The 25,755-nt window shown below is 64.6% G+C and carries 24 protein-coding genes and 1 riboswitch; of the genes, 7 read left to right on the forward strand and 17 right to left on the reverse strand.

The features are described 5' to 3' along the window. Window positions 1-9: 9 nt before the first annotated feature. The 3 genes from VGV41_RS11065 to VGV41_RS11075 all read right to left on the reverse strand — a co-directional run bounded on the left by VGV41_RS11065 (window position 10) and on the right by VGV41_RS11075 (window position 2,656). Entirely contained in the window at window positions 10-1,071 is a 1,062-nt protein-coding gene (locus VGV41_RS11065) for a TRAP transporter substrate-binding protein (RefSeq protein WP_326863874.1), read from the reverse strand. Continuing rightward, entirely contained in the window at window positions 1,068-1,877 is an 810-nt protein-coding gene (thiD, locus tag VGV41_RS11070) for a bifunctional hydroxymethylpyrimidine kinase/phosphomethylpyrimidine kinase (protein ID WP_326863875.1), read from the reverse strand. Before thiD ends, VGV41_RS11065 begins: the two co-directional genes overlap by 4 nt. Continuing rightward, window positions 1,874-2,656, reverse strand: a complete 783-nt coding sequence (locus tag VGV41_RS11075; RefSeq protein WP_326863876.1) for a hydroxyethylthiazole kinase — start codon at window positions 2,654-2,656, stop codon at window positions 1,874-1,876. Before VGV41_RS11075 ends, thiD begins: the two co-directional genes overlap by 4 nt. Next, a riboswitch (TPP riboswitch) is annotated at window positions 2,646-2,758 on the reverse strand. (Overlaps the previous gene by 11 nt.) A gap of 114 nt (window positions 2,759-2,872) precedes the next feature. On the opposite strand from VGV41_RS11075, the gene VGV41_RS11080 reads away from it, so the two are divergent. The 3 genes from VGV41_RS11080 (at window position 2,873) to VGV41_RS11090 (ending at window position 4,980) form a co-directional block, all read left to right on the forward strand. After that, window positions 2,873-3,115, forward strand: coding sequence for an Lrp/AsnC ligand binding domain-containing protein (locus VGV41_RS11080; protein ID WP_326863877.1), 243 nt, complete (start codon window positions 2,873-2,875; stop codon window positions 3,113-3,115). A gap of 22 nt (window positions 3,116-3,137) precedes the next feature. After that, the gene (locus tag VGV41_RS11085; protein ID WP_326863878.1) at window positions 3,138-4,436 is read left to right on the forward strand and encodes a chloride channel protein; all 1,299 of its coding nucleotides are present in this window, start codon (window positions 3,138-3,140) and stop codon (window positions 4,434-4,436) included. A gap of 166 nt (window positions 4,437-4,602) precedes the next feature. Next, window positions 4,603-4,980 carry a hypothetical protein gene (locus VGV41_RS11090; RefSeq protein WP_326863879.1) on the forward strand — a complete coding sequence of 126 codons (378 nt, stop codon included), beginning with the start codon at window positions 4,603-4,605 and terminating at the stop codon, window positions 4,978-4,980. An 81-nt stretch (window positions 4,981-5,061) separates the two neighbouring features. Here the strand turns inward: VGV41_RS11090 and VGV41_RS11095 are convergent, their stop codons facing one another. The 8 genes from VGV41_RS11095 to murJ form a co-directional block, all read right to left on the reverse strand. Further along, complete coding sequence (locus VGV41_RS11095; RefSeq protein ID WP_326863880.1) at window positions 5,062-5,361, reverse strand: hypothetical protein; 300 nt, start codon at window positions 5,359-5,361, stop codon at window positions 5,062-5,064. A 21-nt stretch (window positions 5,362-5,382) separates the two neighbouring features. After that, window positions 5,383-5,907: a DoxX family protein gene (locus tag VGV41_RS11100; protein WP_326863881.1), complete on the reverse strand. Its 525-nt coding sequence runs from the start codon at window positions 5,905-5,907 to the stop codon at window positions 5,383-5,385. Window positions 5,908-6,203: 296 nt separating this feature from the next. Further along, window positions 6,204-7,034: a cytochrome c gene (locus VGV41_RS11105; protein ID WP_326863882.1), complete on the reverse strand. Its 831-nt coding sequence runs from the start codon at window positions 7,032-7,034 to the stop codon at window positions 6,204-6,206. An 84-nt stretch (window positions 7,035-7,118) separates the two neighbouring features. Next, window positions 7,119-7,370, reverse strand: a complete 252-nt coding sequence (locus VGV41_RS11110) for a hypothetical protein (RefSeq protein ID WP_326863883.1) — start codon at window positions 7,368-7,370, stop codon at window positions 7,119-7,121. Between the two features lie 14 nt (window positions 7,371-7,384). Beyond that, window positions 7,385-9,688, reverse strand: coding sequence for a xanthine dehydrogenase family protein molybdopterin-binding subunit (locus tag VGV41_RS11115; protein WP_326863884.1), 2,304 nt, complete (start codon window positions 9,686-9,688; stop codon window positions 7,385-7,387). Then, complete coding sequence (locus VGV41_RS11120) at window positions 9,685-12,855, reverse strand: multidrug efflux RND transporter permease subunit (RefSeq protein ID WP_326863885.1); 3,171 nt, start codon at window positions 12,853-12,855, stop codon at window positions 9,685-9,687. The genes VGV41_RS11115 and VGV41_RS11120 overlap by 4 nt, the downstream gene beginning before the upstream one ends. 9 nt (window positions 12,856-12,864) lie before the next feature. Beyond that, window positions 12,865-14,025: an efflux RND transporter periplasmic adaptor subunit gene (locus tag VGV41_RS11125; RefSeq protein WP_326863886.1), complete on the reverse strand. Its 1,161-nt coding sequence runs from the start codon at window positions 14,023-14,025 to the stop codon at window positions 12,865-12,867. Window positions 14,026-14,156: 131 nt separating this feature from the next. Further along, window positions 14,157-15,695 (reverse strand): murein biosynthesis integral membrane protein MurJ, encoded by a 1,539-nt coding sequence (gene murJ / locus VGV41_RS11130; protein WP_326863887.1) that lies wholly within the window; start codon window positions 15,693-15,695, stop codon window positions 14,157-14,159. A 142-nt stretch (window positions 15,696-15,837) separates the two neighbouring features. Here murJ and VGV41_RS11135 point away from each other — a divergent pair, with 142 nt between their 5' ends. Next, window positions 15,838-17,250 (forward strand): mannose-1-phosphate guanylyltransferase/mannose-6-phosphate isomerase, encoded by a 1,413-nt coding sequence (locus VGV41_RS11135; protein ID WP_326863888.1) that lies wholly within the window; start codon window positions 15,838-15,840, stop codon window positions 17,248-17,250. Between the two features lie 21 nt (window positions 17,251-17,271). Here the strand turns inward: VGV41_RS11135 and VGV41_RS11140 are convergent, their stop codons facing one another. Beyond that, a complete protein-coding gene (locus VGV41_RS11140) occupies window positions 17,272-17,994 on the reverse strand; it encodes a sulfotransferase family 2 domain-containing protein (protein WP_326863889.1) in 723 nt (240 codons plus the stop codon). Window positions 17,995-18,009: 15 nt separating this feature from the next. Continuing rightward, the gene (locus VGV41_RS11145) at window positions 18,010-18,801 is read right to left on the reverse strand and encodes a hypothetical protein (RefSeq protein WP_326863890.1); all 792 of its coding nucleotides are present in this window, start codon (window positions 18,799-18,801) and stop codon (window positions 18,010-18,012) included. A 147-nt stretch (window positions 18,802-18,948) separates the two neighbouring features. Between VGV41_RS11145 and VGV41_RS11150 the strand changes: the two genes are divergently transcribed. Continuing rightward, window positions 18,949-19,467, forward strand: coding sequence for a terminase small subunit (locus VGV41_RS11150; protein ID WP_326863891.1), 519 nt, complete (start codon window positions 18,949-18,951; stop codon window positions 19,465-19,467). Between the two features lie 27 nt (window positions 19,468-19,494). Here VGV41_RS11150 and VGV41_RS11155 read toward each other — a convergent pair whose 3' ends face one another. After that, window positions 19,495-19,770, reverse strand: coding sequence for a helix-turn-helix transcriptional regulator (locus VGV41_RS11155; protein ID WP_326863892.1), 276 nt, complete (start codon window positions 19,768-19,770; stop codon window positions 19,495-19,497). A 65-nt stretch (window positions 19,771-19,835) separates the two neighbouring features. Here VGV41_RS11155 and VGV41_RS11160 point away from each other — a divergent pair, with 65 nt between their 5' ends. Together VGV41_RS11160 and VGV41_RS11165 are read left to right on the forward strand one after the other, a co-directional pair. Continuing rightward, window positions 19,836-20,669, forward strand: coding sequence for a YqaJ viral recombinase family protein (locus VGV41_RS11160; RefSeq protein ID WP_326863893.1), 834 nt, complete (start codon window positions 19,836-19,838; stop codon window positions 20,667-20,669). After that, on the forward strand, window positions 20,653-21,966 hold the full coding sequence (locus tag VGV41_RS11165; RefSeq protein WP_326863894.1) for an ERF family protein: 1,314 nt from the start codon (window positions 20,653-20,655) through the stop codon (window positions 21,964-21,966). The genes VGV41_RS11160 and VGV41_RS11165 overlap by 17 nt, the downstream gene beginning before the upstream one ends. 213 nt (window positions 21,967-22,179) lie before the next feature. On the opposite strand, the gene VGV41_RS11170 is transcribed toward VGV41_RS11165, so the two are convergent. From VGV41_RS11170 to cysC, 3 genes are all read right to left on the reverse strand, one after another. Next, entirely contained in the window at window positions 22,180-23,004 is an 825-nt protein-coding gene (locus tag VGV41_RS11170; protein WP_326863895.1) for a class I SAM-dependent methyltransferase, read from the reverse strand. An 88-nt stretch (window positions 23,005-23,092) separates the two neighbouring features. After that, entirely contained in the window at window positions 23,093-24,115 is a 1,023-nt protein-coding gene (locus tag VGV41_RS11175) for a putative sugar O-methyltransferase (protein WP_326863896.1), read from the reverse strand. Between the two features lie 124 nt (window positions 24,116-24,239). Continuing rightward, window positions 24,240-25,755, reverse strand: a 1,516-nt coding sequence (cysC, locus tag VGV41_RS11180; protein WP_326863897.1) for an adenylyl-sulfate kinase, incomplete at its 5' end; no start/stop codon positions are given.

A 25,755-nucleotide genomic window follows, 5' to 3' on the forward strand; every position in this document is an offset into this window, starting at 1 on the left:
TTCACCGCGCTACCCGCGCGCCCTGAGCACGGCCTCGATCGACACGCGCGACCACGGCGCCGTGCGATCGCGGAAGCCGAGATAGGACGCGTGGATCTTGCCGCTGATGGCGTCGCGCGAGGCGAGCTCGCCGAGCACCTCGCCGGACTGGTTGCGCGCCGCGGTGACGAGATCGTCGGGGAACGGCGTGAGCTTCACCTTGTGCTCGCCGGTCAGCGAGGCGAGCGCGGCGGCGTTGAGCCGCTCCATTTCGGCGAGCGCGTAGTTCGCTTCGGTGGCGCAGGCATGCGCGACGATGGCCTTCAGGTCGTCCGGCAGTGCGTTCCACGCCTTCAGCGACACGATGCATTCGCCGGTGCCGTTCGGCTTGTTGAAGCCGGGATAATAATAGAACGGCGCCACGCGATAGAGGCCGAGCGCGATGTCGGTGCCAGGGCCGACGAACTCGGCGGCATCGAGCACGCCCGATTGCAGGCTGACGAGGATTTCGGCCGGCGGCGTCGTCTGAGGCGTGGCGCCGAGGCGATGATAGATCTCGCCGCCGAGGCCGAGCGAGCGAATCTTGACGCCCTTGAGGTCGGCGAGGCTTTTCAATTCGCGGCGGAACCAGCCGCCCATGCAGACGCCGGTGTTGCCGCCCATGAACGGCTTGACGCCGAACGGCGCGTAGAGCTGGTCCCACAGCGCCTGGCCGCCGCCGGCGTCGATCCAGGCGACGTGCTCGGCCGGCGTCAGCCCGAACGGCACGGTGGTGAAGAAGTTCGCGGCCGGCATCTTGCCCTGCCAATAGAAAGCGGCCGTGTGGCCGATCTCGGCGACGCCGTTGCCGACGGCATCGAGCACGCCGAAGGCCGGCACGATCTCGCCGGCGGCATTGACGGCGATATCGATTCGGCCGTTCGACATGGTCTTGATGCGCGTGGCGATGCGCTCGGCCGACATGCCGGGGCCCGGCAGCCGCTTCGGCCAGGACGTGACCATGCGCCATTTCATGGTCTCGGCGCGCGCGATGGCCGGCGCGGCGAGCATGCCGGCGGCGGCGGTGCCGAGAAAACGGCGGCGCGTGGTCATGTCTTTCTCCATTGCCGGTAGAAATGATGCAGCGGCCCGTGGCCGTGACCGACCGCGAGCATGTCGGCGGCGGCGATGGCCGTGCTGACGTAGGTCTTCGCCGCGGTGGCCGCGTCATAGAGGCCGAGGCCCTTGGCGAGGCCGGCGGCGATGGCCGACGACAATGTGCAACCGGTGCCGTGTGTGTTCTTCGTGGCGACGCGGCGGCCGGCGAGCCGCGCAACGCCGCCGCCGGCCTCGACCAGGAGGTCGACGCTTTGTCTGCCGCTGCCGTGGCCGCCTTTCATGAGCACGGCCTTGGCGCCGCGCTTGAGCAGCGCGCGCGCCTGCTGCTCCATCTCGCTCTCGTTGCCCGCGACCGGCTGATCGAGCAGAGCCGCGGCTTCCGGCAGGTTCGGCGTGATGAGCACCGCGCGCGGCATGAGCGTGCGCGTCAGCGCCTCGACGGCGTTCTTCGCCAGCAGGCGGTCGCCCGAAGACGCGACCATCACCGGATCGAGCACGATGTTCCTGGCCTTGTGACGGTCGAGGCCGGCGGCGACCGCCGCGATCGCCTCGACGCGCGACAGCATGCCGATCTTGACCGCGCCGACGGCGAGATCGGAGAACACCGCGTCCATCTGTTTGGTGATGAAGTCCGGCGGCACGTCGTGGATGCCGCTGACGCCTCGCGTGTTCTGCGCGGTCAGCGCGGTGATGACGCTGGCGCCATAGACCTCGAGCGCGGCGAAAGTCTTGAGGTCCGCCTGGATGCCGGCGCCGCCGGACGAATCGGAGCCGGCGATGGTCAAGGCGATCGGCGTCATGCGCTCACCTTGGCGCGGGCCATCAAGGTCGGCGCATCGAGGGCGGCAAGCGCGTCGATGATGTGAAACGCGAAGCTGCCGGGCCCGGCACTCTTTTCGGCGGCGATCTCGCCGGCGACGCCGAGCGCGATCAGCGCTGCCGCGCTCGCCATCAGCGCGTCGGGCTCAAGCGCGAGACAAGCCGCCACCAGCGCGGAGCCGGCGCAGCCCATCGCCGTGACCCTGGCCATCAGCGGATGACCGTTGCCGATGGCGATCGTGCGCATGCCGTCGGTGATCAGATCGGCGGTGCCGGACACGGCGACGACGACGCCGGTCGCGCGCGCATAGGCCATTGCGTCTTCGCGCGTGGCGCCGTCGGCAAGCGCGGTGAGCTCGGCGTGGTTGAGCCGCACCACCCGCGCGCCGCGCCTGACCAGATCGCGCGCAAAGGCGGCGCGCGAGGCGCTGCGGTCGACGAACACTGGATCGAGCACCCAGGGCCGTCGGTGCTCATGCGCCGCGGCGATGGCGACACCGGTCGCCGCGCGCCGCTCCGCATCGAAGGTGCCGAGATTGACCAGCAGCGCGTCGGCACGGGCGACGAAGCCGCCGATCTCCTCGGCCGACAGCGTCATCGACGGCACGCCGCCGGCGGCGAGCAGCATGTTAGCCGTATAGGCCTGCGCCACGGTGTTGGTGATGCAGTGGACGCGGGGGCCGCGTGCGTGCAGCTCGCCGACCAGTCGCGCCGCCGCCCTCGGCGCGGCGTCGGTCAGGTCCCCTCCGGCGTGGTGCATCTCTCATCCCTCCGCCGGCATGACCCGGATCAGGTTCGTTGGGTTGGCCATGGGATCAGGCCTCTCAGCCCGGCTTGCGGCCGGACACCCCACGAGATTGCTGGCGGATTACCTACTGCCGCGGGGCCGGGCAAGGCAAGCGCGCCCTCCCCGGTTCGCCGCGCTTGTCAGGCCGGGCGCTTTTTGCTGTCTAGGGCCGACAGCCGGAGGCGTCCAATGACCCCCTTCTTCGTTCAGATCAAATGCGAGCTCGGCAAGGCGTACCAGGTGGCCAACGCGCTGGCCGAGGCGGAGATCGCCTCCGAGATATACTCCACCGCCGGCGACTACGACCTGCTGGCGAAGTTCTACGTCGAGGCCGGCACCGACATCGGGCACTTCGTCAACGAGAAGGTGCAGACGCTGCCCGGCATCAAGGACACCTACACCATCATCACCTTCAAGGCCTTCCAGGCCTGACGGCCGGCCCGTCAGGTCCTCGATGCGCCAGTTTCTCTCCGCCCGACATTTACGCCTCGCTCGTGTGACCTCGGCGCACTGGCAGCGGCGCACGCTCTTCGTCGTCGGCGGCATCACCATCGGCGCCGCCGCCGTTGGACTGGCGCTGGCAGCCGACTGGGTGCAGGCGGAATTCAACCGCCTCGTGACGCACTGGCGTTACGCCTCTCTAATCGTCACCCCGCTCGGCTTCGCGGTCTCCGTCTACCTCACCAACCGCTTCTTCCAGAACTCGCAAGGCTCCGGCATCCCGCAGGCGATCGCCGCGCGTGAACTGGAGGATCAGGATGCGCGCGGCCGCCTCGTCTCCATCCGCATCGCGGTCGGCAAGATCCTGCTGACGCTGCTCGGCCTGCTGTGCGGCGCGTCCGCCGGCCGCGAGGGGCCGACGGTGCAGGTTGGCGCCTCGATCATGTTCGCCATCGGCCGCTTCTCGCCGCGGCGCCAGCCCGGCCTGATTCTCGCCGGTGCCGCCGCCGGCGTCGCCGCCGCGTTTAACACGCCGCTCGCCGGCATCGTCTTCGGCATCGAGGAGATGAGCCGCGCCTTCGAGACCCGCACCTCCGGGCTCATCATCGCCACGGTCATCACCGCCGGCCTCACCTCGCTGGCGCTGGTCGGCAACTACGCCTATTTCGGCAGCAGCCCGGCCATGCTGCGCAACGGCCTTGACTGGCTGGCGATCCCCGTCTGCGGCATTGCCGGCGGGCTCGCCGGCGGCCTGTTCAGCCGCATCGTGATCGTCGTCGCGCGCGGGCTGCCCGGCAGCCTCGGGCGCGCGATCAAGGCCAACCCGATCCCTTTCGCGCTGGCCTGCGGCCTCCTGGTGGCGCTGTGCGGCATCGCTTCGGGAGACGCGATCTACGGCACCGGCTACGCGCAGGTGAAAGCCGCCCTCGAGAGCGGAACGCCGCTGCGCGGCGACTTCGGATTTTTCAAATTCCTGGCGACGACCTTCTCGACGATCAGCGGCATCCCGGGCGGCATCTTTTCGCCGTCGCTTGCGGTCGGTGCCGGCGTCGGCGCCAATATCGCGCATTACTTCCCGACCGCGCCGACGTCAGCCATCATCCTGCTCGGCATGGTGTCGTATTTCGCCGGCGTGGTTCAGGCGCCGATCACCGCTTTCGTCATCGTAACCGAGATGACGGACAACCACGCCATGGTGATCCCGCTGATGTGCGCATCGCTCATCGCTTACGCGGCGTCACGGCTCGTGTGTCCGGAAGGCGTCTACCACGCGCTCGCCAAGGGCTTCGCGCACGCGCACGAGCCCCATTAGTTCGGTCGGATTGGGCCGCGCCCGTCCCGGCAATGTCGTATATCGGACACGCCGGCGCCGCGGAGATGAACTGCACTTGAATGCGGCGATAACGCTCAATTCAGCGGGGCCGACTAAACTCCAATCATTCGGGGCGATTCGCACGATACAACCTGGGAGAAACGACGTGAGAAAATATGCGACCTTCCTGCTGAGTACGGCGGGTGCACTCTGCATGCTGGGCGCCGCGCAGGCGGCCCCGGTGCAGAGTCCCGTGACCGCAGCGCAGTCCTATGCCGAGTTGCTCGAGCCGGTCGGTAACGCCAGCGCCGTGCTCGCCGCCGACGATCTCGCGCAGGCGCAGCAGCCGCGTCCGCTGCTGCAGCTCGTGCAGTATCATCACCATCACCGCTATTATCATCACCATCATCATCACGGCTTCTTCCCCGGCGTGATCGTGGCGCCGCCGCCGGCTTATTACGGCCCGGACTGCTATATCCGCCGTCAGGTCTGGTACGACCGCCATGGCTACCGGCACATCCGCAACGTGCGCGTCTGCAACTGACGCACAGCCCGGGCGCCAAAACGAAGAGGCCGCTCTCGCGAGCGGCCTCTTTTGCTTTGGCTGACCGGCAGTGCAGCGACTCTAGAACTGATCGTCGTCTTCGATCCGTTTGATCACCGCGCGGCTGAACTGCTTCAGATCCGACATGCAGCGGGCATGCTGACGCGTATCCGCCGGCATGCCCCATTTGCTGCAGTAGAAGTCGCATTCGTGCTCGAACGCGGCAGCGCGCGCCGCGGCATTGCGCTGCTGCGCCGCCGGTATACCCGGCAGGATGAAGAGCGCAAAGACGACCAGTCCGGCAATCAGGCTCGCCCAAAGCGCGAGCTCGATTCCGTCGTAGATGCGGCCGACGAGCGGCCAGATGCGGTCGTCGTTCATCGCCCCCCAACCGGCCCCGATCTAGGCCTTGCCCAGCATCTTGGCGTCCACGCTGTAACGGCCGGCGCCGACGGCGAAGACCAGCAGGGCGCCTCCGAGCGCCGCGAAATTCTTGGCAAGGTAGGTCGCCTGCACCAGCTGTCCCGCCTCCGGATAGTGCCAGTACTGGTGCGCCGTCACCGATGCGACGAGGATGAACGCCACGGCGATCAGCGCACCCACGCGCGTCGCGACGCCGAGCACCAGCGTGACGACGATGATCCATTCGGCAAGCTGGGCCAGCGCGCTGAAGGCTCCCGGCGCCGGATAGCCGAGGAAGGTCAGGTAGGCGGCCGTCGGCGATCCTTTCGAGACCGTCAGATAGAACATCGCCGCGACGCAGATGCGTGCGATCAGCAGCAGCACATCGCGCAGGCTATCCGCCGCCCCGTCGCAGCAGGCCAACATCGAGCGAATCGATCCGTTACCTTGCATTGCATTTCCCCCAATTTTGATTTCCACGCCGTGCGCCGCGAAGCTGCGACGACACGACGCCGCGCGACGCATGCGCGCGTGTCCGATATGACTACGATTACTGTGAGACTTGCTGTGGCCCGCCGATGGCCGCATCGCCGCTCGTCTATTTTGCGGGGTTCGGCACGCCCCGTCCGCAAGCGGCTTGTTCAAAAGTCTAGCAGAGCCACGGGGACGCGCAATCGGCCGTGTACGGCCCGCCCCCACAACTCCGGCGTGTCGTCCCGACTACGGTGCAAGATCGTCGAGATCGTCGTCGTCTCCTGACGGCGCTGAACGAGCGAAGCCCTCGCGCCGGCCGGCGCGGCGGCTTTTTGCCTGCGCCTGCCCTACTTCGCGAGCGGCGACAGCGACTTGATGTAGACCGCCATGGCGTGGCGGTCAGCGTTGGAGAGTTGCGAGATGCTGCGCACCACCTCGACCATCGGACCGCCGACGCGGTCGGAATCGGGCGTATCGCCCGTGGTCAGGGTACCGACGATGTCGTCGACCGACCAGTCGGCGAGCTTGTCCTGGCGGATGCTCGGCACGCCGCCCTGATCGGTCGGGCTCGGCCCGCCGTCGAACTTGCGGCCCTCGACGATGGCGCCGAGCGCGTTGCGCGGGCTGTGGCACTCGGCGCAATGGCCGGGCCCGTTCACCAGGTAGGCTCCCCGGTTCCATTCGGCCGACTGCTTCGCGTCTGCCGTGAAACCTTTGCCGTCGAGAAAAAGCAGCTTCCACAGGCCGACGGTGCGGCGGATATCGAACGGGAATTTGAGATCGTGCGGGCGCACGCGGCCGGCAACCGGCGGCAGCGTCTTGAGATAGGCGAACAGGTCGCGCACGTCGCCGAGGCGCATGTGCCGGTAGGACGGATAGGGAAACGCCGGATAGAGGTGCGAACCGTCCGGCGCCGTGCCTTCGGTCATGGCGGTGACGAACTCCGCCTCGCTCCAGCCGCCGATGCCGTCCTGCCGGTCGGATGAAATATTCGGCACGTAGAACTCGCCGAAGGCGGTGTGCAATTGCAGGCCGCCGCCGAGGCGCGTGGCATCCGTCTGCTTTTGCGTCATGTGGCAGGCGGCGCAGCCACCGGCGATGAACATGGTGCGTCCGTTGCCGAGGTTGGGCGTATGCGGCGGCAGGTCGGCCACCGCCACCGTCTTCGGCACCGTCACGAACCAAAAGACCGCCGCGGCGCCGATAAGCGCCGCGACAACCGCTATGAGAATCTTGTGAAACAGACGTCCCGTCCCCGAGCGCTAACGCCGCGACAGACGGTAGTCATTGTGGCGATTATCGCAAGCGTCGCCGACCGGCTTGGCGGCCGCTTTCAGGCCGTCGAGTGAAGCCTTCGCCTTGTCTCGGTTCTTGGCGACAACCTTGGCGAAGGCCGCTGCCCCGGCGTCGAAGGGTTGCTGGCCTTTCAGCATCTGCGAGATGTTACCGCCAGAGCCCAGTTCGAAACCATGCCGGAAATCCCTTCCAATGACCCTCTGCAGGGTAACGAACATTGGAGATGGGCGGTCTATTCCGCGGCGGCCCGCGTGGCCGCTTGGATTGCCGCCCAGATCTTTTGCGGCGTCGCCGGCATGTCGATGGCGCGGATGCCATAGGCCCGGTCCAAAGCGTCGATCACAGCATTGATCACGGCCGGGCAGGACCCAATGGCGCCGGCCTCTCCTGCCCCCTTCACCCCGAGCGGGTTGGTCTTGCACGGCACGTTGCGCGTCTCGAACACGAAATCCGGCGCGTCCGCGGCGCGCGGCATGGCGTAATCCATGAACGAGGCGCTGACGAGCTGGCCGGAGGCGGCGTCATAGACCGTGTCCTCGAGCAGCGCCTGGCCGATGCCCTGCACCGTGCCGCCGTGAACCTGCCCTTCCAACATGAGCGGGTTCAGCGTGGCGCCGAAGTCGTCGACGATGACGTAGGCGATGATGCGGGTGGCGCCGGTGTCCGGATCGATCTCGACCTCGGCGATATGCGTGCCGTTGGGAAAGGTCGGCGCGTCGACGCCGAACTCGTTGGCCGCCGTCAGTTTCTCCGGCGTCGCCGACGGATGCGCGGCGAGATCGGCGAAGGTAATGGCGCGGTCGGTGCCGGCGACACGCACGGTGGCGTCGACGACCTCCATGTCGACGGCGGATGCTTCCAAGGCGTCAGCCGCGATCTCCTTCATCTGGTCGGCGAGCGTCTTGCTGGCGCGGTCGACCGAGACGCCGCCCACGGGAATCGAGCTCGAACCGCCGGTGCCGGCCCCGGTTGGAATGCGGTCGGTGTCGCCCTGGATGACGCGCACGCGCTCGGGCGGAATGTCGAGCCGCTCGGCGACGAGTTGCGCGTAGGAGGTGGCATGCCCCTGCCCGGTCGATTGCGAGCCGATCAGCACGGTGATGCCGCCGTCGCGATCGAGTGTGACGCGCGCCGTCTCCGGCCCGTTGTTGCCACAGGCCTCGACATAGGTGGCGATGCCGATGCCGCGCAACTTGCCGGTGCGCTTCGACTCGCGCAGGCGCCTGGAGAAGCCGTCCCAATCGGCGAGCGCCTGCGCGCGCGCCAGCGTGCCGGCGAAATCGCCGGAGTCGTAGACCTTGCCGGTCGGCGTCGTGTACGGCAGCGCCTTGGGCTTGATCAGGTTCTTGCGGCGGATCGCGTCGGGCGCCATGCCGATCTCGCGCGCGGCATGATCGACGGCGCGCTCGATCAGATAGGACGCCTCGGGGCGGCCGGCGCCGCGATAGGCATCGACCGGCACCGTGTTGGTGTAGACCGAGCGCAGACGCACATGCGCGATCGGAATGTCGTAGGGCCCGGTCGCCATGCCCATGCCGAGCCAGGGAATGTACGGCGCATAGCACGAGAGATACGCGCCCATGTCGGCGACGATATCGAGTTCCAGCGCGAGGAATTTGCCCTTGTCGTCGAGCGCCAGCCGCGCCGTCGAGATATTGTCGCGGCCGTGGCTGTCGGCGAGGAAATGCTCGGAGCGGTCCGACACCCAGCGCACCGGCTGGCGCAGCCTCTCTGCTGCGACGGCGGCGAGCGCGTATTCGCGATAGGGGAACAGCTTGGTGCCGAAGCCGCCGCCGACATCGGGGGTGATGACGCGCATCTGCTCCGGCTTCAGCTTCATCACTTCGACGCCGATGATGTCGCGGATGATGTGCGAGCCCTGGCTGCCGAGCGTCAATGTGTAGCGGCTGCCGTCGAATTCGGCGACGACGCCGCGCGTGTCCATGTAATTGGTGACGAGACGCTGGTTGACAATGGTGGTCTCGACCACCCGCTCCGCCTGCGCGAAGGTGGCCTTGGTCGCCGCTTCGTCCCCCATCGTGGTCTCGAACGACAGGTTGGAGCGGTCCGGCCAGACGCGCGGCGATTTGGCGTCCAGCGCGGCCATGGCGCCAACCACGTGCGGCAGTTCCTGCCAGTCGATGGCGATGGCCTCGGCGGCATCGCGCGCCTGCGCCAGGGTGTCGGCGACGACGAAGGCGACCGCGTCGCCGACGTGCTTGACGACGTCGCGCGCCAGCACAGGGTAGTAAGGAACGTCGATGGTCGGCCCCGGGATCACGCCCGGCGTCGGCATCGGGCCGAGATCGGCGACGTCGGCGGCGGTGAGCACCAGGCGCACGCCCTTCATGGCGCGCACGGCCGACAGATCGCGGATCGTGAACTTCGCGTGCGCGTGCGGCGAGCGCACCACCACCGCCTGCAAAGCGCCGTCCGGCATCACGTCGGCGATGTAGCGCCCGGCGCCGCGGACGAGCGCGTCATCTTCCTTGCGCTTGAGCGGCTGACCGAAACCGAACTTCATCGCCATGCTCACTCACTCCGATGTGCCGGCTCCTCGGCCTTGCGGCCCCTGACCTTCGCCGTCCGCAACGCGATCCAGCGGCAGACGACGTAGAACACGGGCGTGAAAATCAGGCCGAACACGGTGACGCCGATCATACCCGAGAACACGGTGGTGCCGAGGGTCTGCCGCAGCTCGGCGCCGGCGCCGACCGACCAGACCAGCGGCGTGACGCCGAGGATGAAGGCCATCGAAGTCATCAGGATCGGGCGCAGGCGCAGATGTGCGGCTTCGACGGCGGCGCCGAAGCGGTCGCGGCCCTCGTCCTCCAGCTGCTTGGCAAATTCGACGATCAGGATGGCGTTCTTGGCGGCAAGGCCGATCAGCACGATGAAGCCGACCTGCGTCAGGATGTTGTTGTCCTGCCCGCGCAAGACCACGCCGACGATCGAGGCGATGAGACACATCGGCACGATCAGGATGACGGCGAGCGGCAGCGTCAGGCTCTCGAACTGCGCCGCGAGCACGAGGAACACGAACACCACCGCCAGCACGAAGGCGAAGACCGCGGTATTGCCGGCCTTCAATTGCTGGTAGGCGAGCGTCGTCCATTCGTAGGAGAAGCCCTCCGGCAGCGTCTCGGCCGCGAGCTTCTCCATGATCCGGATCGCCTGTCCCTGGCTGTAGCCGGGCGCCGCGGCGCCGTCGAGCTCGGCCGCGGGATAGAGATTGTAGCGCGGCACGCGGTACGGGCCGGTGACGGTGCGCACTGTGGTGAAAGCGCCGAGCGGCACGGTGGCGCCGCTCTTGTTGCGCACGCGGATGTTCAGAACGTCGCGGGTGTCGGCGCGATATTTGTCGGCGGCCTGCGCGACGACGCGGTAAGTGTGGCCGAACAGGTTGAAGTCGTTGACGTAGGCCGAGCCGAGATAGATCTGCAGCGCCGCGAAGACGTCGGGGATGTTGATGCCGAGCAACTGCGCCTTGGTGCGGTCGATGTCCAGATAGAGCTGCGGCGTCGTTGTCTCGAACAGCGAATAGACCTGGCTGAGGCCCGGCGTCTGGGCAGCACGGCCCATCATCGCATATGTTGCGTTCTGCAGCGCCACCGGCCCGCGGCCCGCGCGGTCCTCGACCATCATGCGGAAGCCGCCGGCATTGCCGATGCCGGAGACCGGCGGCGGCGCGGCGACGAAGACCTGCGCTTCCTGGATACCGGCCAGCCGCTTGAACAGCTCGCCCTGGATCGCCGCAGCCGTCTCGTTGGCGTGCCCAGCGCGCTCCTCGAACGGCTTGAGCGTCACGAACACGGCACCGGCATTGGGCGCCTGCGTGAAGGTCGCGCCGGAGAAGCCGACGATGTTTACCGCGTGGTCGATACCCGGCGTCTTTAGCGCGATGTCGACGACCTTGGCGTTGACCGCGTCGGTGCGGGCGAGCGAGGCCGCCGGCGGCAGTTGGGTGACGATGATGAGATAGCCGCGATCGAGCTGCGGGATGAAGCCGACCGGCGTCTTGCGGAATTCGTTGAGGCCGAAGCCGATGACGACCGCGTAGGCGACCAGCATCAACACCGACAGCCGCACGGTGCGTCCCGACAGCCAGCCGTAGCCGCGTGTCAGCTTCTCGAAACCAAGGTTGAAGTAGCCGAAGAAGGTGCGCGTCGGCCAGTTCCACCAGTGCGCGCCGTTCTCGCGCGGCGGCCTGAGCAGCAAGGTGCATAACGCCGGCGACAAGGTCAGCGACACGGTGAGCGAGATGACGGTGGCGCCGGTGATGGTCAACGCAAACTGACGGTAGAACTGACCGGAGATGCCGGTGATGAAGGCAGACGGCACGAACACCGCGGCCAAGACCAGCGCGATGGCGATCAGCGCCGTGCCGACCTCGTCCATGCTGCGGCGGGCCGCGTCGCGCGGCGACAGGCCGTGCTCGATACCGCGCTGCACGTTCTCCACCACGACGATGGCGTCGTCGACGACGATACCGATGGCGAGCACGAGGCCGAACAACGACAGGTTATTCAGCGAAAAGCCGAACATCGCCATGAAGAAGAAGGTGCCGACCAGCGACACCGGAATGGCGATGATTGGAATGACCGCGGCGCGCCAGGTCTGCAGGAACAGCACGATGACGAGCACGACGAGGACGATCGCCTCTAGGATCGTCGAGCGCACGGCATCGACCGACTGCTGGATGAACTGTGTCGGATTATAGACGATGTCGTATTTCATCCCTTGCGGGAAGCTCTTCGACAGGTCCCGCATCGTCTGCTCGATCAGCGCCGCCGTCTTCAGTGCGTTCGAGCCCGGCCGCTGGAAGATGCCGAGCGCCACCGCCGGCGACTTGTCGAGATAGGAGTTGGTCGAATAATCCTGCGCCGCGAGTTCGACGCGCGCCACGTCTTTCAGCCGTACCACCGCGTTCGCCGTCTGTTTGACGACGACATTGCCGAACTCCGTCGGATCGGCGAGCCGCCCTTGCGTCGACACCGATATCTGGAAAGCTCCCGGATGATCCATCGGCGGCTGGTCGAGCACGCCGGAGGCGACCTGCACGTTCTGCCCCTGCAGCGCCGTGACGACGTCGGACGCGGTCAGGCCGACCGATTGCAACCGGTCGGGATCGAGCCAGACGCGCATGGCGTAGTCGCGCGCGCCGAACACGGTGATCGAGCCGACGCCGTCGACGCGCGTGAGCGCGTCGGTAATCTGCAGCGTGGCGTAGTTCGACAGGAATAGCGTGTCGCGCGAATTGTCGGGCGACAGCAAATGCACGACCATCATCAGGTCGGGCGACGCCTTCTGCACCGTGACGCCGATGTTGCGCACGTCCGTCGGCAGGCGCGGCTGCGCGATGGCGACGCGGTTCTGCACCTGCACCTGCGCGGTGTCGAGATCGGTGCCGATGTCGAAGGTGACGGAAATCGAGAAGCGGCCGTCGCCGGTCGAGTTCGAGGACATGTAGATCATGTTCTCGACGCCGTTGATCTGCTGCTCGATCGGCGTCACCACCGTCTCGGCCACGACCTGGGCGTTGGCGCCGGGATACTGGCCGGTCACCGTGATCGTCGGCGGCGTGATCTCCGGATATTGCGCGATCGGCAGACGCGTGAAGGCGACGCCGCCGAGGATCACGAAGACGATCGCGATGACGGAGGCGAAGATCGGCCGGTCGATGAAGAAATGGGAAATGCGCATCGCTACGGGCTACTTCTTCTGCGCTTGCGCCGTTTTCTCCTGCGGCGTCACCTTGATGCCCGGCCGCGCGCGCATGAGGCCATCGACGATCACTTTGTCGTCGGCACCGAGGCCTTCCTTGATCACGCGTAGATCGCCCGGCAGCACCTGACCGAGCGTCACGTATTTCGGCACGACGGTGTTGCCGGCGTTCACCGTCAGCACGTATTTGCGCGCCTGCTCGGTGCCGATGGCGGCGTCCGGCACCAGCAGCGCCTGGTACGGCGGCGAGGCCGGCACGCGGATGCGCGCGAACATACCCGGCGTGAACATGCCGTTCGCGTTGGCGAAGACGGCACGACCGCGGATCGTGCCGGTCGACGGGTCGATGACATTGTCGACGAAATCCATGTGGCCCTGGTGCGCGAAGTCCTTGTCGTCGATCAGCTTGAGCGCGACGTCGACGCCCGGGCCGCGGCCGCGGCTGGCGATGTCGTCGCCGTGCGTCGCCATGCGCTGGTAGCGCAGATACGACGCCTCGTCGAAGGTGAACTCGAAGTGGATCGGATTCTCCGAGACGATGGTGGCGAGCAGCGTGGTGTTGCCGGTGGTGCCGCCGGTGACGAGGTTGCCGGGCGAGACGCGGCGGTCGCCGATACGGCCGGCGATCGGCGCACGCAGCTCGGTGAACTGCACGTCGAGTTGCGCCTGGCGCACCGCGGCGTCGGCGGCGGCGACGGAGGCCTGCGCGTTACGGTAGGCCTGCGAGCGCTGCTCAAACAACTGCTCGGTGATCGACTTGTCGGTGACGAGTTGCTGCGCGCGCTTCAGATCGGCTTCGGTGAATGTGACGTTCGACCTGGCCTGCGTCAGGTTGGCCTGCGCCTGGTCGAGTGCGATCTGGAACGACCGCTTGTCGATGGTGAACAACAGGTCGCCCTGCTTCACCATCTGCCCGTCCTTGAAGTCGATCGAGTCGAGGTACCCGGAGACCCGCGCGCGCACTTCCACGGAATCGACGGCGGTGAAGCGGCCGACATATTCGTCGTAGTCGGAAACGGTGCGCTGCTCCGGCTTCGCAACGGTCACGGCGGGCGGCGGCGGCGCCGCGGCTTTCTGGCCGTCGCCCTGACCGCAACCTGCGACGAAAGTCGCAAGCATCAGCGCGGCGGCGAAACCCGCGCCACGCATCAGCGAAATCGATGAAACACCACGCGTGCAAATCATGAATTCCCCGCACGGATTCCGGTCGTTCCGGACCCGTTCAGATAGCGTCCGCATGATGCCGTGTCCACTTACAGCGCGATCACGAAATATTTGGCTCAGCGGCGACGCCGCGCGCGAAACGCCTTGAGCCAATCGGGGCCAAACAACGCAAGAACAATGCCGCCATAGACAGCGCTTGAGATGGTGCCGAGAATCGCCAGCGTCAACAGGTCCCGGAAGCCGTGACGGTGATCGAGCAATGCGGCGACCGGCGCGTGACCAAGCCACAGCACCGCGGCCATCGCGACGCCGGCGATGAGCAATTTCGCGGTCGAGCCGCGCAGGCGCGCATCGGAGCGCATGTGCCCGGCGCGCACGCCGAACCAGACGACGAGGCCGAGATTGATCCAGGCGCCGATCGAGGTCGCGAGCGCAAGACCCACCTGCGCGAGCGGCCCCATCAACAGCACCTTGAAGCCGATGTTGACGGCGGCGGCGGCGAGCGCGGCCTTCACCGGCGTCGCCGTATCGCCGCGGGCGAAGAAGCTCGCTACCGCGCTGCGGATCAACACGAAGGGCAACAGGCCGAAGGCGTAAGCCGCGAGCGTGTGGCCGGCGGCGAGCGCGTCGGCGTCGGTGAAGGCGCCGCGCACGAACAGCGCGCGCATGATGAGATCGGGGATGGTGAAGAAAGCGGCAATGCACGGGATGCCGAGCAGCAGCGTGAATTCGACGGCGCGGTTCTGTGCGTGCGCGGCGCCGCTCTCGTCGCCGGCGGCGATGCGCCGCGCCATCTCCGGCAGCACCACCGTGCCGGCGGCAATGCCGATGACGCCGATCGGCAACTGGTTGATGCGGTCGGCGTAATAGAGCGCCGATACCGCGCCGGTCGGCAGGAAGCTGGCGATGATCGTGTCGGCGAACAGCGCGAGTTGCACGCCGGCCGAGCCGACGGTCGCCGGTCCGAGCGCGCGGAAGAAGCGCTTCACGTCGTCGTCGAGCTTGAGTGCGCGGAATTTGGGCAGCGCGCCGGTCCACCACGCGTCGCCGCCGACGAGCAGCACCTGCAGCACGCCGGAGATTAGCACGCCCCAGGCGGCGGCGTGGCCGGCGCTCGGGAAGAAGTGCGCCAGCAGCAGCGCGGCGATCATCGAGAGATTGAGCAGGATCGGCGCGGCGGACGCGGCGGCGAAGCGCTCGCGCGCATTGAGAATGCCGCCGTAGAGCGTGACCAAGGTGATCAGCAGTAAATAGGGAAACGTGATCCGCGTAAGATCGACGGCGAGACCGAAGCGTTCCGGATCGGTCCGGAAGCCCGGCGCAAGCGCGTCGATCACCGCCGGCGTGAAGAAGAGCGCCACGGCGAGCAGGACGACCTGGCTCGCCAGGAGCAGTGTGAAGATGCGGTCGGCGAACAGCCCCGCCCGGTGCGCCCCGCCCTGCGCGTGAATACGGGCATAGGCCGGCACGAAGGCGGCGTTGAAGGCGCCCTCGGCGAAGATGGCGCGGAAGTGGTTGGGCAACCGCAGCGCCACGAAGAAGGCGTCCGCCGCCGGCCCCGCACCGAGCACCGCCGCCAGGATGATATCGCGGACGAAGCCGGTGACGCGCGACAGCAGGGTATAGCCGCCGACCGTCAGGATGCGTTGAATCATCGATACCTTTGCGCGTGCGCGGGCACGAAGCGGATGCTAGAAAAGGACTTGGGCGGCGGCGCGACGGCGATTTTCGGGGCCGCCTTACCCTTGCCTTACGGCGATTCCTCTATCGAACCTAGTGCCCGTTACCCTAAGTCCGATGGCCCCACAGATCACCCCCATCCTGCTCGCCGGCGGCGCCGGGACGCGCCTCTGGCCCGTCTCGCGCGATTCCTTTCCCAAGCAGTTCCTGCCGCTGGTCGGCGACCGCTCGACCTACCAGGAGACGCTGCTGCGGGTGCAGGGCCCCGGCTTCGCGCCGCCCATCGTCATTACCGGGCCGCAGTTCCACTTCTTCGCCCGCCGGCAGGCTGAGGAGGTCGGAATCGAGGCGACGGTGGTCATCGAGCCGCTGCGGCGCGACTCGGCGCCGGCCATCGCGGCGGCCACGGCAGTGGCGCGCCAGCGCGACCCACAGGCCGTCGTGCTGGCGCTCGCCGCCGACCACATCATCCTCGACCCGCAGGCCTTCCGCGACACTTGCCTGACCGGCCTGGAAGCTGCCGCGGACGGCGCCATCGTCACCTTCGGCATCAGGCCGACCGAGCCGAAGACCGCCTACGGCTACATCCGGCCGGGCGCGCCGCTCGGGCAGAGCGGCGTGCGCGCCGTGGATCGCTTCGTCGAGAAGCCGGACGCGCCGACGGCGGCCCGCTACCTCAGCGAAGGTTATTTGTGGAATTCGGGCAACTTCCTGTTCCGCGCCGAGGTGCTGCTGTCCGAACTCGCCCGGCTCGAGCCGGAGATGGCGGAAGCGGTCCAGGCATCGGTCGCCGACGCGACCGATGATCTCGGCTTCCTGCGGCTTGATCCGGAGGCCTTCGCCCGCTCGCCACAGAAGTCGATCGACTACGCGGTTATGGAGCGCACCGACCGCGCGGCGGTGGTGGAAGGCAATTTCCGCTGGTCGGACATCGGCAGCTGGGACGCGCTGTTCGACATCCGGCCGCGCGACGCGCAGGGCAACGTGGCGCATGGCGAAGTCGTCGCCCTCGACACGCAGGACTGCGTGGTCCACTCCGAGCGGCAACTGACCGCGCTCGTCGGCGTCAAGGATCTGGTGGTGGTGGCGACGCCGGATGCGGTGCTGGTGGTGCCGCGCGAACGCGCACAGGACGTCAAGGCGCTCGTCGACAGGCTCAAGGCGGCCAAGCGGCCGGAGGCGACCGACCATCGCCGCGTGCACAGGCCGTGGGGCTATTACGAGTCGATCGACAACGGCGAGCGCTTCCAGGTCAAGCGCATCGTCGTGGCGCCAGGCGGCGTGCTGTCACTGCAGAAGCACCGTCATCGCGCCGAGCACTGGATCGTGGTGCGCGGCACCGCCGAGGTGACGATCGGCGATCAGGTCAGGCCAGTGCACGAGAACGAGTCGATCTATATCCCGATCGGCAGCGTGCACCGCATGGCCAATCAGGGCCGCATCCCGCTCGAATTGATCGAAGTGCAGACCGGCAGCTATCTCGGCGAGGACGACATCGTGCGGCTCGAGGATATGTACAAGCGCAGTTGAGCTGCCCCGCTTCCCGCCTCTTCAGGCGTAGAACAGCTCATAGTCCTTCGCATAGATTTTTCGGACAAGACTCCTCAGCTCGTCGCTCACGCAATCCGATGCCTTGTACCTGGTTTGCTCGTTGAAGCGGAGCGAGAGAAACCATTTAGCTTTCTCCTCGCCGATCCATTTCGCAAAATAAGCGTGCAGCATATCCTGGTCTTCAAGGCCCAGGATCGTATCGACCTTAAATCGGCTCCCAATCGCCAGATTGAAATGCTGCGGTCGGAAGTGGGGGTCGAGGTCCTGCGGCCGCTCCTGCACCGAAATCCATTGCGCGAAAGCGAGGCACGATCGCGCGGGATCGGCTTCGGGACTCAAATCGAGACCGCACAGCGAGGTCAGAGCCTCGCGGAATGTGTGGTAGCTGGGGTCATCGGTCGTGAGCACCTTCGATAGGAAGGCGGAGATGAAGCGCCGCAGTGGATCTCGGACAATCGAAAAACATTCCGGATTAAGCTCCAGAAACTGATCGAGGACATCCGGCAGAAACTCCGTTCCGCCGATCCGCAGGGTTGCAACGTGGCTGTCCCAAAGTCTGAACGCGTCGAAATAACGGTAGCCGTGATTGACGTAGAAGATGAAGTTATGCGACGCCGTCGACGCCGCTTTCGGGTTGACGACGTACGCCAGCGGCTTCTGCCGTCCAAAGAAGATCAGGGGCAGCGCTTGAAACTCATGAACTTCGCCGTCGATCACCAACATGCCGGTCCTCGCGCCTCACGCCGCCGCTCGCATCGGGGTGCGGCGCAGCGAGAACAGGTTGTCCTCGGCGTATATTAAGTCGCGATCCCAACCGGTGGTATATTTGATGAACCGGCGCGAGGCCGCGGTGCCGGGAACGAGATAATCGCTGAGAGAAGCGATGAGGGCCGGCGTTCGTTGCAGCCACTCTGTATTGAGCGCGAACAGGTCGTCCGCCTCGATGTCGAACTTGAGGATGAACGGCTGAGTGTCGGGCGACCTGTCGTAAATGTCGCCGACGGCCACACGCGGCGCCGCGCGATCGACCGCGCCCTCGGAAGCAACCGTCGCCTGGATGCACTGTACCGGCAGACCGGCGGTATTCGCGATGAGCAGCTCGAATTTCGCCGAATCCGGTTCGAGCGCGATGATCCTGGCGTTGGGAAACTTGTAGGTGAAGAAGACCGCGGCCGCGCCGATGTTGGCCGCAGTGTCGACGACCAACGGCGGCCTGCCACTCGCCACCATCCGCTCGTACAGCGCGACCAGTTCACCGCCGCGCCGCAAACGCTCGACGTCAAAGGCGCCGACCTTCAGTGCCTGCGCGACGACAGCCTCATCGACCGTGCCCTTCCGATAGGCAAAGGGACGACTGATGGCGCCGAGGGTGAGATTGAGGGTTGCGGCGACCACGGGATTCAATCTCCCGTTCAAACGATTGCAGTCGCCCCGCGCGCCAGACACACCGATTCGATAATTGGAGTCAAAGCGCGGTGCGCGCTGGACGTACCTGCCCGGCGCAGCGAACTGATCGAGGGGACGAGCCACTTCGGCAAAGGGCTCGAGATGCTGCCCGACGGCGGAGCATTTTCCCGTGGATTACTCCAGTTTCTAACCTTACAAAACCTGACATTTATAGCTTAAGGAGGCATAATAATAAGTGATATCAAAGTTCATGCAGCGAGATTCCATCCAATGCTCACTCAGAAGCAAATCCGTTTCGTCGAAGAGTATTTGGTCGGCGGCGTAGGAAGCCGTGCAGCCATTGCGGCCGGCTACAGCGAGAAAACAGCGCGTTCTATTGCTTCCGAACTCCTAAGGAAGCCGGCTGTCGCGGCGGAGCTGGAGCGCCGGCGTAAGGATGTGCGGCAGGCTACGAACGCCTTGTACCTCAAGGTTGTTGAGCACGCGGCCGCCATGGCATTCGCGAACTGGGGCGACTTTTATGATGCGGATGGACGACCACTGAGGGGCGACGAGCTAACCCGAGAGACTCGGATGGCTATTCAAGCAGTTCGCCGACCTCGTAAGGGGTCCGCGAGCAAAACTCCGTTCGTTGGCAGCCCGTACAGAGCATTTCCGAAGCTCCCGTCGCTAAAATTCATTGCTCAATTGGCCGGCCTAGTTCCACCGTCAGCCGGTCGACCGCGTGGCCCAGGCAGGACGCCTAAGCGCAAACCGGACGGCGGCATTACCGCGTTTATAAAGCGGTAGCTGGCGCTACCTGTGCGACTGGATTGCCTAGCCTTTATTGCCTTGGCGTTTGCGAAGGCGGACTCCCGGCCCCCCGCCGTTCTCGGGAATGAATTCCACCCCCGCCTTTTCTAGCGCGCTACACAATTTCAAACGCGCATCCTCTGACACCCGAATTCCAAGATCAGTTTCGACGCGCTTCACGGTTGGAAGAGAGAGCCCAGCATGCTGGGCTAAATCCGTCTGTGACCAACCAAGCAATCCTCGCCCAGCGCGCAACTGAGCGGGGTAAATCAAAAAATGTCTTGATCCTTTTTGGATCATCTATATGATCTCTTCTGGATCATCTATCTGATCCGTATATGTTCTACAGATCGAGGGAAGACGCAATGCTTAATGAGACAATCAATCAACCAGTTAATAGCCGCCGCACCTTCATCGGCGGCTCGGATGCCCGGATCATCATGGGGCAGGATGAGGCACGGCTGCTGCGGCTGTGGCGGGAGAAACGGGGTGAGGTCGAGCCGGAGGACCTCTCCGGTAACCTGATCGTCCAGCTCGGCAGTGCCACCGAGGACCTGAACCGTCGGTGGTTCGAGACCAATACCGGCCTAAACGTGAAGCACGTGCAGCGGCACGTGCGCCACCCAGTCAACAAGTGGATGGGGGCGACCCTGGACGGGGTCGTCGGGGCCTCAGGGGCGGTCTACGAGGCCAAATTCATGCTGCCCTGGTCCTTTTCCGAGGAAGGCGCAGCCGAGAAACATATGGCCCAGCTCCAGCATAATATGTGGGTCATCAACGCCCGGCAGGCCTCGCTCTCCATCATCACCGGAGGCGGCAAATGGGTGCATCTCATCATCAATGCCGACCCGCTCTATCAGCACCTGCTCATGACCGCCGAGCGGAAGTTCTGGCGCTGTGTCGAGACCGGCGAGACCCCGTATTTATTCGGGGTGGAGGCGCCCCGCCCGCGCATTGAGGCGGTCCGCTCGGTCGACATGACCGGGTCCAATGCCTGGGCGGAGTTCGCCGGTATCTACTTCCAAACCCGCCTGCCCTTCTTCGAGCATGAGGCGGCAAAGAGCGAGTTGAAGAAGCTCGTCCCGGAGGACGCCAAGGAAGCAATCGGCCACGGCCTGCGGGCCAAGCGCTCGAAGTCCGGCGCCATCAGCTTCGATGTTCTGGAGACTGTGGAGGCCGGCTATGCAGCAGTCCAGTGAGAGCATTGGCGCCATCGCCGCGGCTCTGGCCAAGGCGCAGATCGAGCTCACCAATCCGGAGAAGTCGCTGACCGCGACGATCAACTCCCCCTTCCCGCGAGAGGAGGCCAAGACCTTCCGCTACGCGCCGCTCTCTTCAGGGCTGGAGATCGTGCGGAAGTGTCTCGGCAAGCATGAGATCGCGGCAGTCCAGACAACCTCCATCGACAAGGACAGCGGCCTCATCCGGCTAACCACTACACTCGCCCATGCCTCGGGCGAGTGGATGTCCTCGGAATGGCCGGTGTGCCAGGTCACCGAGACCAATGCCCCGCATCGCCTCGGCGCCGCCCTCACCTATGCCCGGCGGCACTCGCTGTTTACGCTCGTGGGAATCGCCGGGGATGATGACCGGGACGCTCCGGATCTGGCTGGTCAGTCCTCGCTTGGGCAGACGGGCGTTGCGGGATCAGGGATTGCGACGGCCGTCAATTCGACGGCGGCAGGAACGACGCAAACAGCGGACCGTATAGCGCCGAGCACAACGTCAGCGACCAGCGCGCCCTCAGCCACCGCAGCCGCGGCTACAACAATCCGGCCCGCGACCGGCATCCCTGGCCGTCACGCCGGAAAGGCATTCGTCCCGCCGTCCCGCCCCCTGCTGTCGACGGCCGACTCCGCGCGACAATGCGATACGCTTCTGGATGAGCTGAAGCAGCTGCTCGCAGCCGACGATCTCGCCAGCTGGGCGCATCGCATTCTGCCCGTGAAGAACACGCTTCGGGAGGAGGACGCACGCCGGCTGGAGGAGGCGTTTGCGGCAAAGCTTCCGGGCGTAGCCACCTCCCAGGACGAGAGCGCGGCTATCGTTGCTCCGGACCAAGGAAACCCGTCCGTCACAGAAGAAGCGCTGCCGCCCGCTGCCTCGACGACAACATCACCAGATCCGGAGCCGACAAATGGCAGGCGAGCCAAACCGCGGCGCAGCAAACGGTCTGCCCCCGATGCGCCACGCATCGACAAAAGCGCCCTCGCCTTCCCCGAACCACGCCGCATTCGCGACAAGGAGCATCTCAGGTTCGTCGCCACGCAGCCCTGCCTAATCTGTGGACGCACCCCCTCAGACGCTCACCATATCCGATTTGCTCAACTCCGCGCCCTCGGACGGAAGGTCAGCGACGAATTTACAGTACCGCTATGCCGAACACACCATCGAGGGGTTCATAGCACGGGAGATGAACAGTCTTGGTGGCAGCAATATAAAATCGAGCCGATCGAGATCGCCTTAGCATTCTGGAAGTCGCATCGTAGCGAATAAGGTAAGACGGCGAACGCGTCACTTTTGTTAACCGCGACCACACTCAAGAAAAATAGTGCCCCTGGCCCCATTTAACAAACTCAGGTCAAGTTCCCGGTGTCTGCTAAGCGGCACAATGCCGTCGAAATCCGTCGTCGTCTGTACCTACAGTGGCGCAAGGTTGGGCCGCCTGCAGGTACAAAGCGGCAATAGCCCTACGCAACTAAGCGCGATTTACTTTTGTAATCGGTAAACGAATTCATCACATCCGGAACCAAAAATACCAGTGGTGATCGGCCGCGCAAATATGCGTTCAGGTTTAAAGCCGAGTTTCGAAAGCTCGGACTCGACCTCCGACGCGCTTGCCGTCTCAAAGGGATAGCCGCCTAGCCAGTCGTGCACGTCGTGATAAAAATCCATACCCCGAGAGGATCGGTAATTCGCAACATACTCCCTAAACTTTCGACCTGTCGCTACCATTGCGAAACGAAACGCGCCGATATAGGCCGCCCGAATACAACCTTGAAGTAACCTCGGCATTCGAGAGTATAGGCGTTTCTCCATTTTCCATAACGTATCCGTTCGGGTCTTGCGATAGAGAGCGATGGCAAGCAATCCACTCGGCGCAACCATTGAGGCAGCCTTTCCAATCGCTTCCCACATACTTCCTGTATGATGCAAAACCCCCCACGAATATACAACGTCGAATGTACCTTGACGCGAGGCGTCAAGGTCGAACACGCTTGTTGTCTCCACTTGCCAAGACGCCGCGACGTTATGATGAGAAAGCACTGCATCGCTCGTGGCGACGCTGTCTGGATCGATATCTATGGCGAGAATTCGACTGACGCCCAGTCGCGCGGCGCCAAGCGCGTGCAAACCAGAGCCGCAGCCGATGTCCAGAAACGAGCGATTTTTGAAATCCTCGAGAGGAACCAGCTTCAGCAGGCCCCTGGCTGCCTCCTCAATCTGAGGCTCGTCGATTAAAGACGCATATGAGGCCCAATTTTTCCCGAAGGCAAAGTGCGTGCGGACATTTTTTAAATTCTTTAACGACACGCAAGTTCCCTCGCCGCTAGGTCGACCGTTGGCAGCACACCCGCCATCAGATGTAGCTCCGGCACTTCGTAAAGCTGATCAACGGGCGTCAAATGCGTTCCCACAGCTGATTAAAGAAGCTTGGAACCAGAGGATCTGTCCGGTCAACACTCAAGCGCCAATCATTCTGCAATACATAGTCGCTGCGCTGCAGCCGGAAGCCGTCCCTGCGATTTCCCCATGATTTCCATTGCTTGAAAAAGATCGCCCGAGCGGTCTTGGATTGCATGAGGTTCAAGAAAAGGTTGACCTGCCTTGCCGTCATCTCGGGCAGCGTACTAATTGTACTGGTGACATCGAACCAGCGGTCAGGAAACAATGCCATCTGGTTGGATGTAAAAAACGCCACGTCCGAAGCTCGCAATTCATCCTCAACGTCCGCAAAGCATCCAAAGCGGCGAAATCCGAACACGCGTTTCTCCGGAAGCACCTGCTGAACATACCATTGCGACACTTCCAACGCCGGCGGAATATCAAAGATGCAATAGGTAGAAGGAACTGCCGCCGAAACCACGTGCGCCAAACGGCCGTAGCCCGCGCCGATCTCCGCAAATCGAGGCTTTGGCAAATCTGCCACGACCGGCAAAATTAAGTTCGCCTCCACAACAGAATTGGCAAGATCCTGGGAAATCAGCTTTTGGCCTACCCTGATCGAAATGGGGGCCCCGACAAGCGGCTCCTCGACCCAGTCAGATATACGCAGGCGATCAAAAGTACGCATCCTTTCCCAGACGAAACAAACATAGGCTTTGTAGATTTGCCTCTGGACGGAAGAAAGCACAAGCGGCTTGTCTACATTGGCAAGCCGCAACGTAATTTGGTCTTCGATTTTGGCGGAAAAGACAGATCTTCTTGGCGTGCGAAGCCACTTTAAAACGGCCATAACAAAATATGGATGATAGGCAGCCGTAACCGGCCAATTGAAATAATTATTGCTCAGAGTTCTTTTGAAAGACGCGATTCCACTTTCATCGAGCATAATTTCATTTCTTTGCGCGATATCGGCCCAGAATGCTGACGGCATGAACTCCGGCGCGCTCGAAAGCTCGGCTATCATTTCCTGCGTTGACATACATGCCTTACCAATAGTGACTAAACGACTGGCCGACCTAAGCTGTTCGAAAATCGTCGCAAGTCGGTGTTTTACGAGAGACCCGCCTACCGATAGAGCCCAGCCAATTCAGCACTATTCTGTTTCAGAGGGTTTTTCGGCTTACCAGATAGTCAATAATTTTGGTCGCCGATGCTTCCGGCGCTGTCCGTTCCGCATTAAGCCAGATTTCTGCATTTTCTGGCGCTTCATACGCCTGATCTATACCAGTGAAATTCTTGATCTCACCGGCGAGCGCCCGCTTGTACAAGCCCTTCGGATCGCGAGCAATGCACTGTTCGATCGGCGTATCGACGAAGATTTCGATGAACTCGCCGTCGGCGACGAACTCGCGCACCATCCGCCGCTCGGCCCGGAACGGCGAGATGAACGAGCAGAGCACGACGAGGCCAGCGTCGGTCATGAGCTTGGCGACTTCGCCGATGCGGCGGATATTCTCGACGCGGTCGGCCTCGGTGAAGCCGAGGTCCTTGTTGAGGCCGTGGCGGACGTTGTCGCCGTCCAGCATCAAGGTGTGCACGCCGCGCGCGTGCAGGCCGGCCTCGACCAGATTGGCGATCGTGGACTTGCCCGCGCCGGAAAGGCCGGTGAACCACAGCACCGCCGGCTTGTGGTGCATCAGCTGCGTCCGCTCGGCCTTGCTGACCGTGATCACCTGGTGGTGGACATTTGTCGCCCGCCGCAGCGCGAAGTCGATCATGCCCGCGGCAACCGTCTCGTTCGACAGGCGGTCGATCAGGATGAAGGCGCCGGTCGTGCGGTTGTCGGCATAGGCGTCGAAGGCCACGGCGCGCGCAAGCGAGAGATTGCAGACGCCGACCTCGTTGAGCGCTAGCGTCTTTGCGGCGAGCTTGGCCTGGCTGTCGGTATCGATGCGGTGCTTGAGCTCGGTCACCGTGGCGGTGACCGTCGCGTGGTTGACCTTCATCACATAGGAGCGGCCGGGCAGCAGCGCGTCCTGTGACATCCACACGAGATGCGCCGCAAACTGGTCGGCCACCTGAGGTCGCGCACGCACGAGCGCCAGCATGTCGCCGCGGGAAATGTCGATCTCGTGCGCCAGGCTCACAGTGACGGCGTCGCCCGCGCTCGCCTCGGCGACCTCGCCGCCGAGCGCCAGGATCGCCTTGACGCGGCTGGCCTGCCCGGACGGCAGCGCGACGACTTCGTCGTCGACGCGCAGCGTGCCGCTGGCGATCGTGCCGGCAAATCCGCGGAAATCGAGATTCGGGCGATTCACCCATTGCACGGGCAGGCGGAAGGGTCGCGTCGCGCGGTCGTCCTCGACGTCGACCGATTCCAGATAGTCGAGCAGATGCGGCCCCGTGTACCAGGGCATTCGCGTGCTGGCCGACGAGACGTTGTCGCCGTGCCGCGCCGAGATCGGGATGGCCTTGAGCTCCTTGAAGCCGAGATTGACCGCGAACTCCGCAAAGGCGCCGGCGATCTCGTCGAACACGCCCTCGGCGTAATCGACGAGATCTATCTTGTTGACGGCGAGGACGGCGTAACGGATGCCGAGCAGGCTGGCGATGATCGCGTGCCGGCGGGTCTGCGTCAGCAGACCCTTGCGCGCATCGACGAGCAGAACGGCGAGCTCG

The organism is Pseudolabrys sp., from assembly GCF_035943735.1.
GTDB lineage: Bacteria > Pseudomonadota > Alphaproteobacteria > Rhizobiales > Xanthobacteraceae > Pseudolabrys.

Bases quoted from the DNA above. Each gene is read 5' to 3' on its own strand.
- VGV41_RS11065 (WP_326863874.1), bottom strand. From the start codon at position 1,071: ATGACCACGCGCCGCCGTTTTCTCGGCACCGCCGCCGCCGGCATGCTC.
- thiD (WP_326863875.1), bottom strand. From the start codon at position 1,877: ATGACGCCGATCGCCTTGACCATCGCCGGCTCCGATTCGTCCGGCGGC.
- VGV41_RS11075 (WP_326863876.1), bottom strand. From the start codon at position 2,656: ATGCACCACGCCGGAGGGGACCTGACCGACGCCGCGCCGAGGGCGGCG.
- VGV41_RS11080 (WP_326863877.1), top strand. From the start codon at position 2,873: ATGACCCCCTTCTTCGTTCAGATCAAATGCGAGCTCGGCAAGGCGTAC.
- VGV41_RS11085 (WP_326863878.1), top strand. From the start codon at position 3,138: ATGCGCCAGTTTCTCTCCGCCCGACATTTACGCCTCGCTCGTGTGACC.
- VGV41_RS11095 (WP_326863880.1), bottom strand. From the start codon at position 5,361: ATGAACGACGACCGCATCTGGCCGCTCGTCGGCCGCATCTACGACGGA.
- VGV41_RS11100 (WP_326863881.1), bottom strand. From the start codon at position 5,907: ATGCGTCGCGCGGCGTCGTGTCGTCGCAGCTTCGCGGCGCACGGCGTG.
- VGV41_RS11110 (WP_326863883.1), bottom strand. From the start codon at position 7,370: ATGTTCGTTACCCTGCAGAGGGTCATTGGAAGGGATTTCCGGCATGGT.
- VGV41_RS11120 (WP_326863885.1), bottom strand. From the start codon at position 12,855: ATGCGCATTTCCCATTTCTTCATCGACCGGCCGATCTTCGCCTCCGTC.
- VGV41_RS11125 (WP_326863886.1), bottom strand. From the start codon at position 14,025: ATGCGTGGCGCGGGTTTCGCCGCCGCGCTGATGCTTGCGACTTTCGTC.
- murJ (WP_326863887.1), bottom strand. From the start codon at position 15,695: ATGATTCAACGCATCCTGACGGTCGGCGGCTATACCCTGCTGTCGCGC.
- VGV41_RS11135 (WP_326863888.1), top strand. From the start codon at position 15,838: ATGGCCCCACAGATCACCCCCATCCTGCTCGCCGGCGGCGCCGGGACG.
- VGV41_RS11140 (WP_326863889.1), bottom strand. From the start codon at position 17,994: ATGTTGGTGATCGACGGCGAAGTTCATGAGTTTCAAGCGCTGCCCCTG.
- VGV41_RS11150 (WP_326863891.1), top strand. From the start codon at position 18,949: ATGCTCACTCAGAAGCAAATCCGTTTCGTCGAAGAGTATTTGGTCGGC.
- VGV41_RS11155 (WP_326863892.1), bottom strand. From the start codon at position 19,770: ATGATCCAAAAAGGATCAAGACATTTTTTGATTTACCCCGCTCAGTTG.
- VGV41_RS11160 (WP_326863893.1), top strand. From the start codon at position 19,836: ATGCTTAATGAGACAATCAATCAACCAGTTAATAGCCGCCGCACCTTC.
- VGV41_RS11165 (WP_326863894.1), top strand. From the start codon at position 20,653: ATGCAGCAGTCCAGTGAGAGCATTGGCGCCATCGCCGCGGCTCTGGCC.
- VGV41_RS11175 (WP_326863896.1), bottom strand. From the start codon at position 24,115: ATGTCAACGCAGGAAATGATAGCCGAGCTTTCGAGCGCGCCGGAGTTC.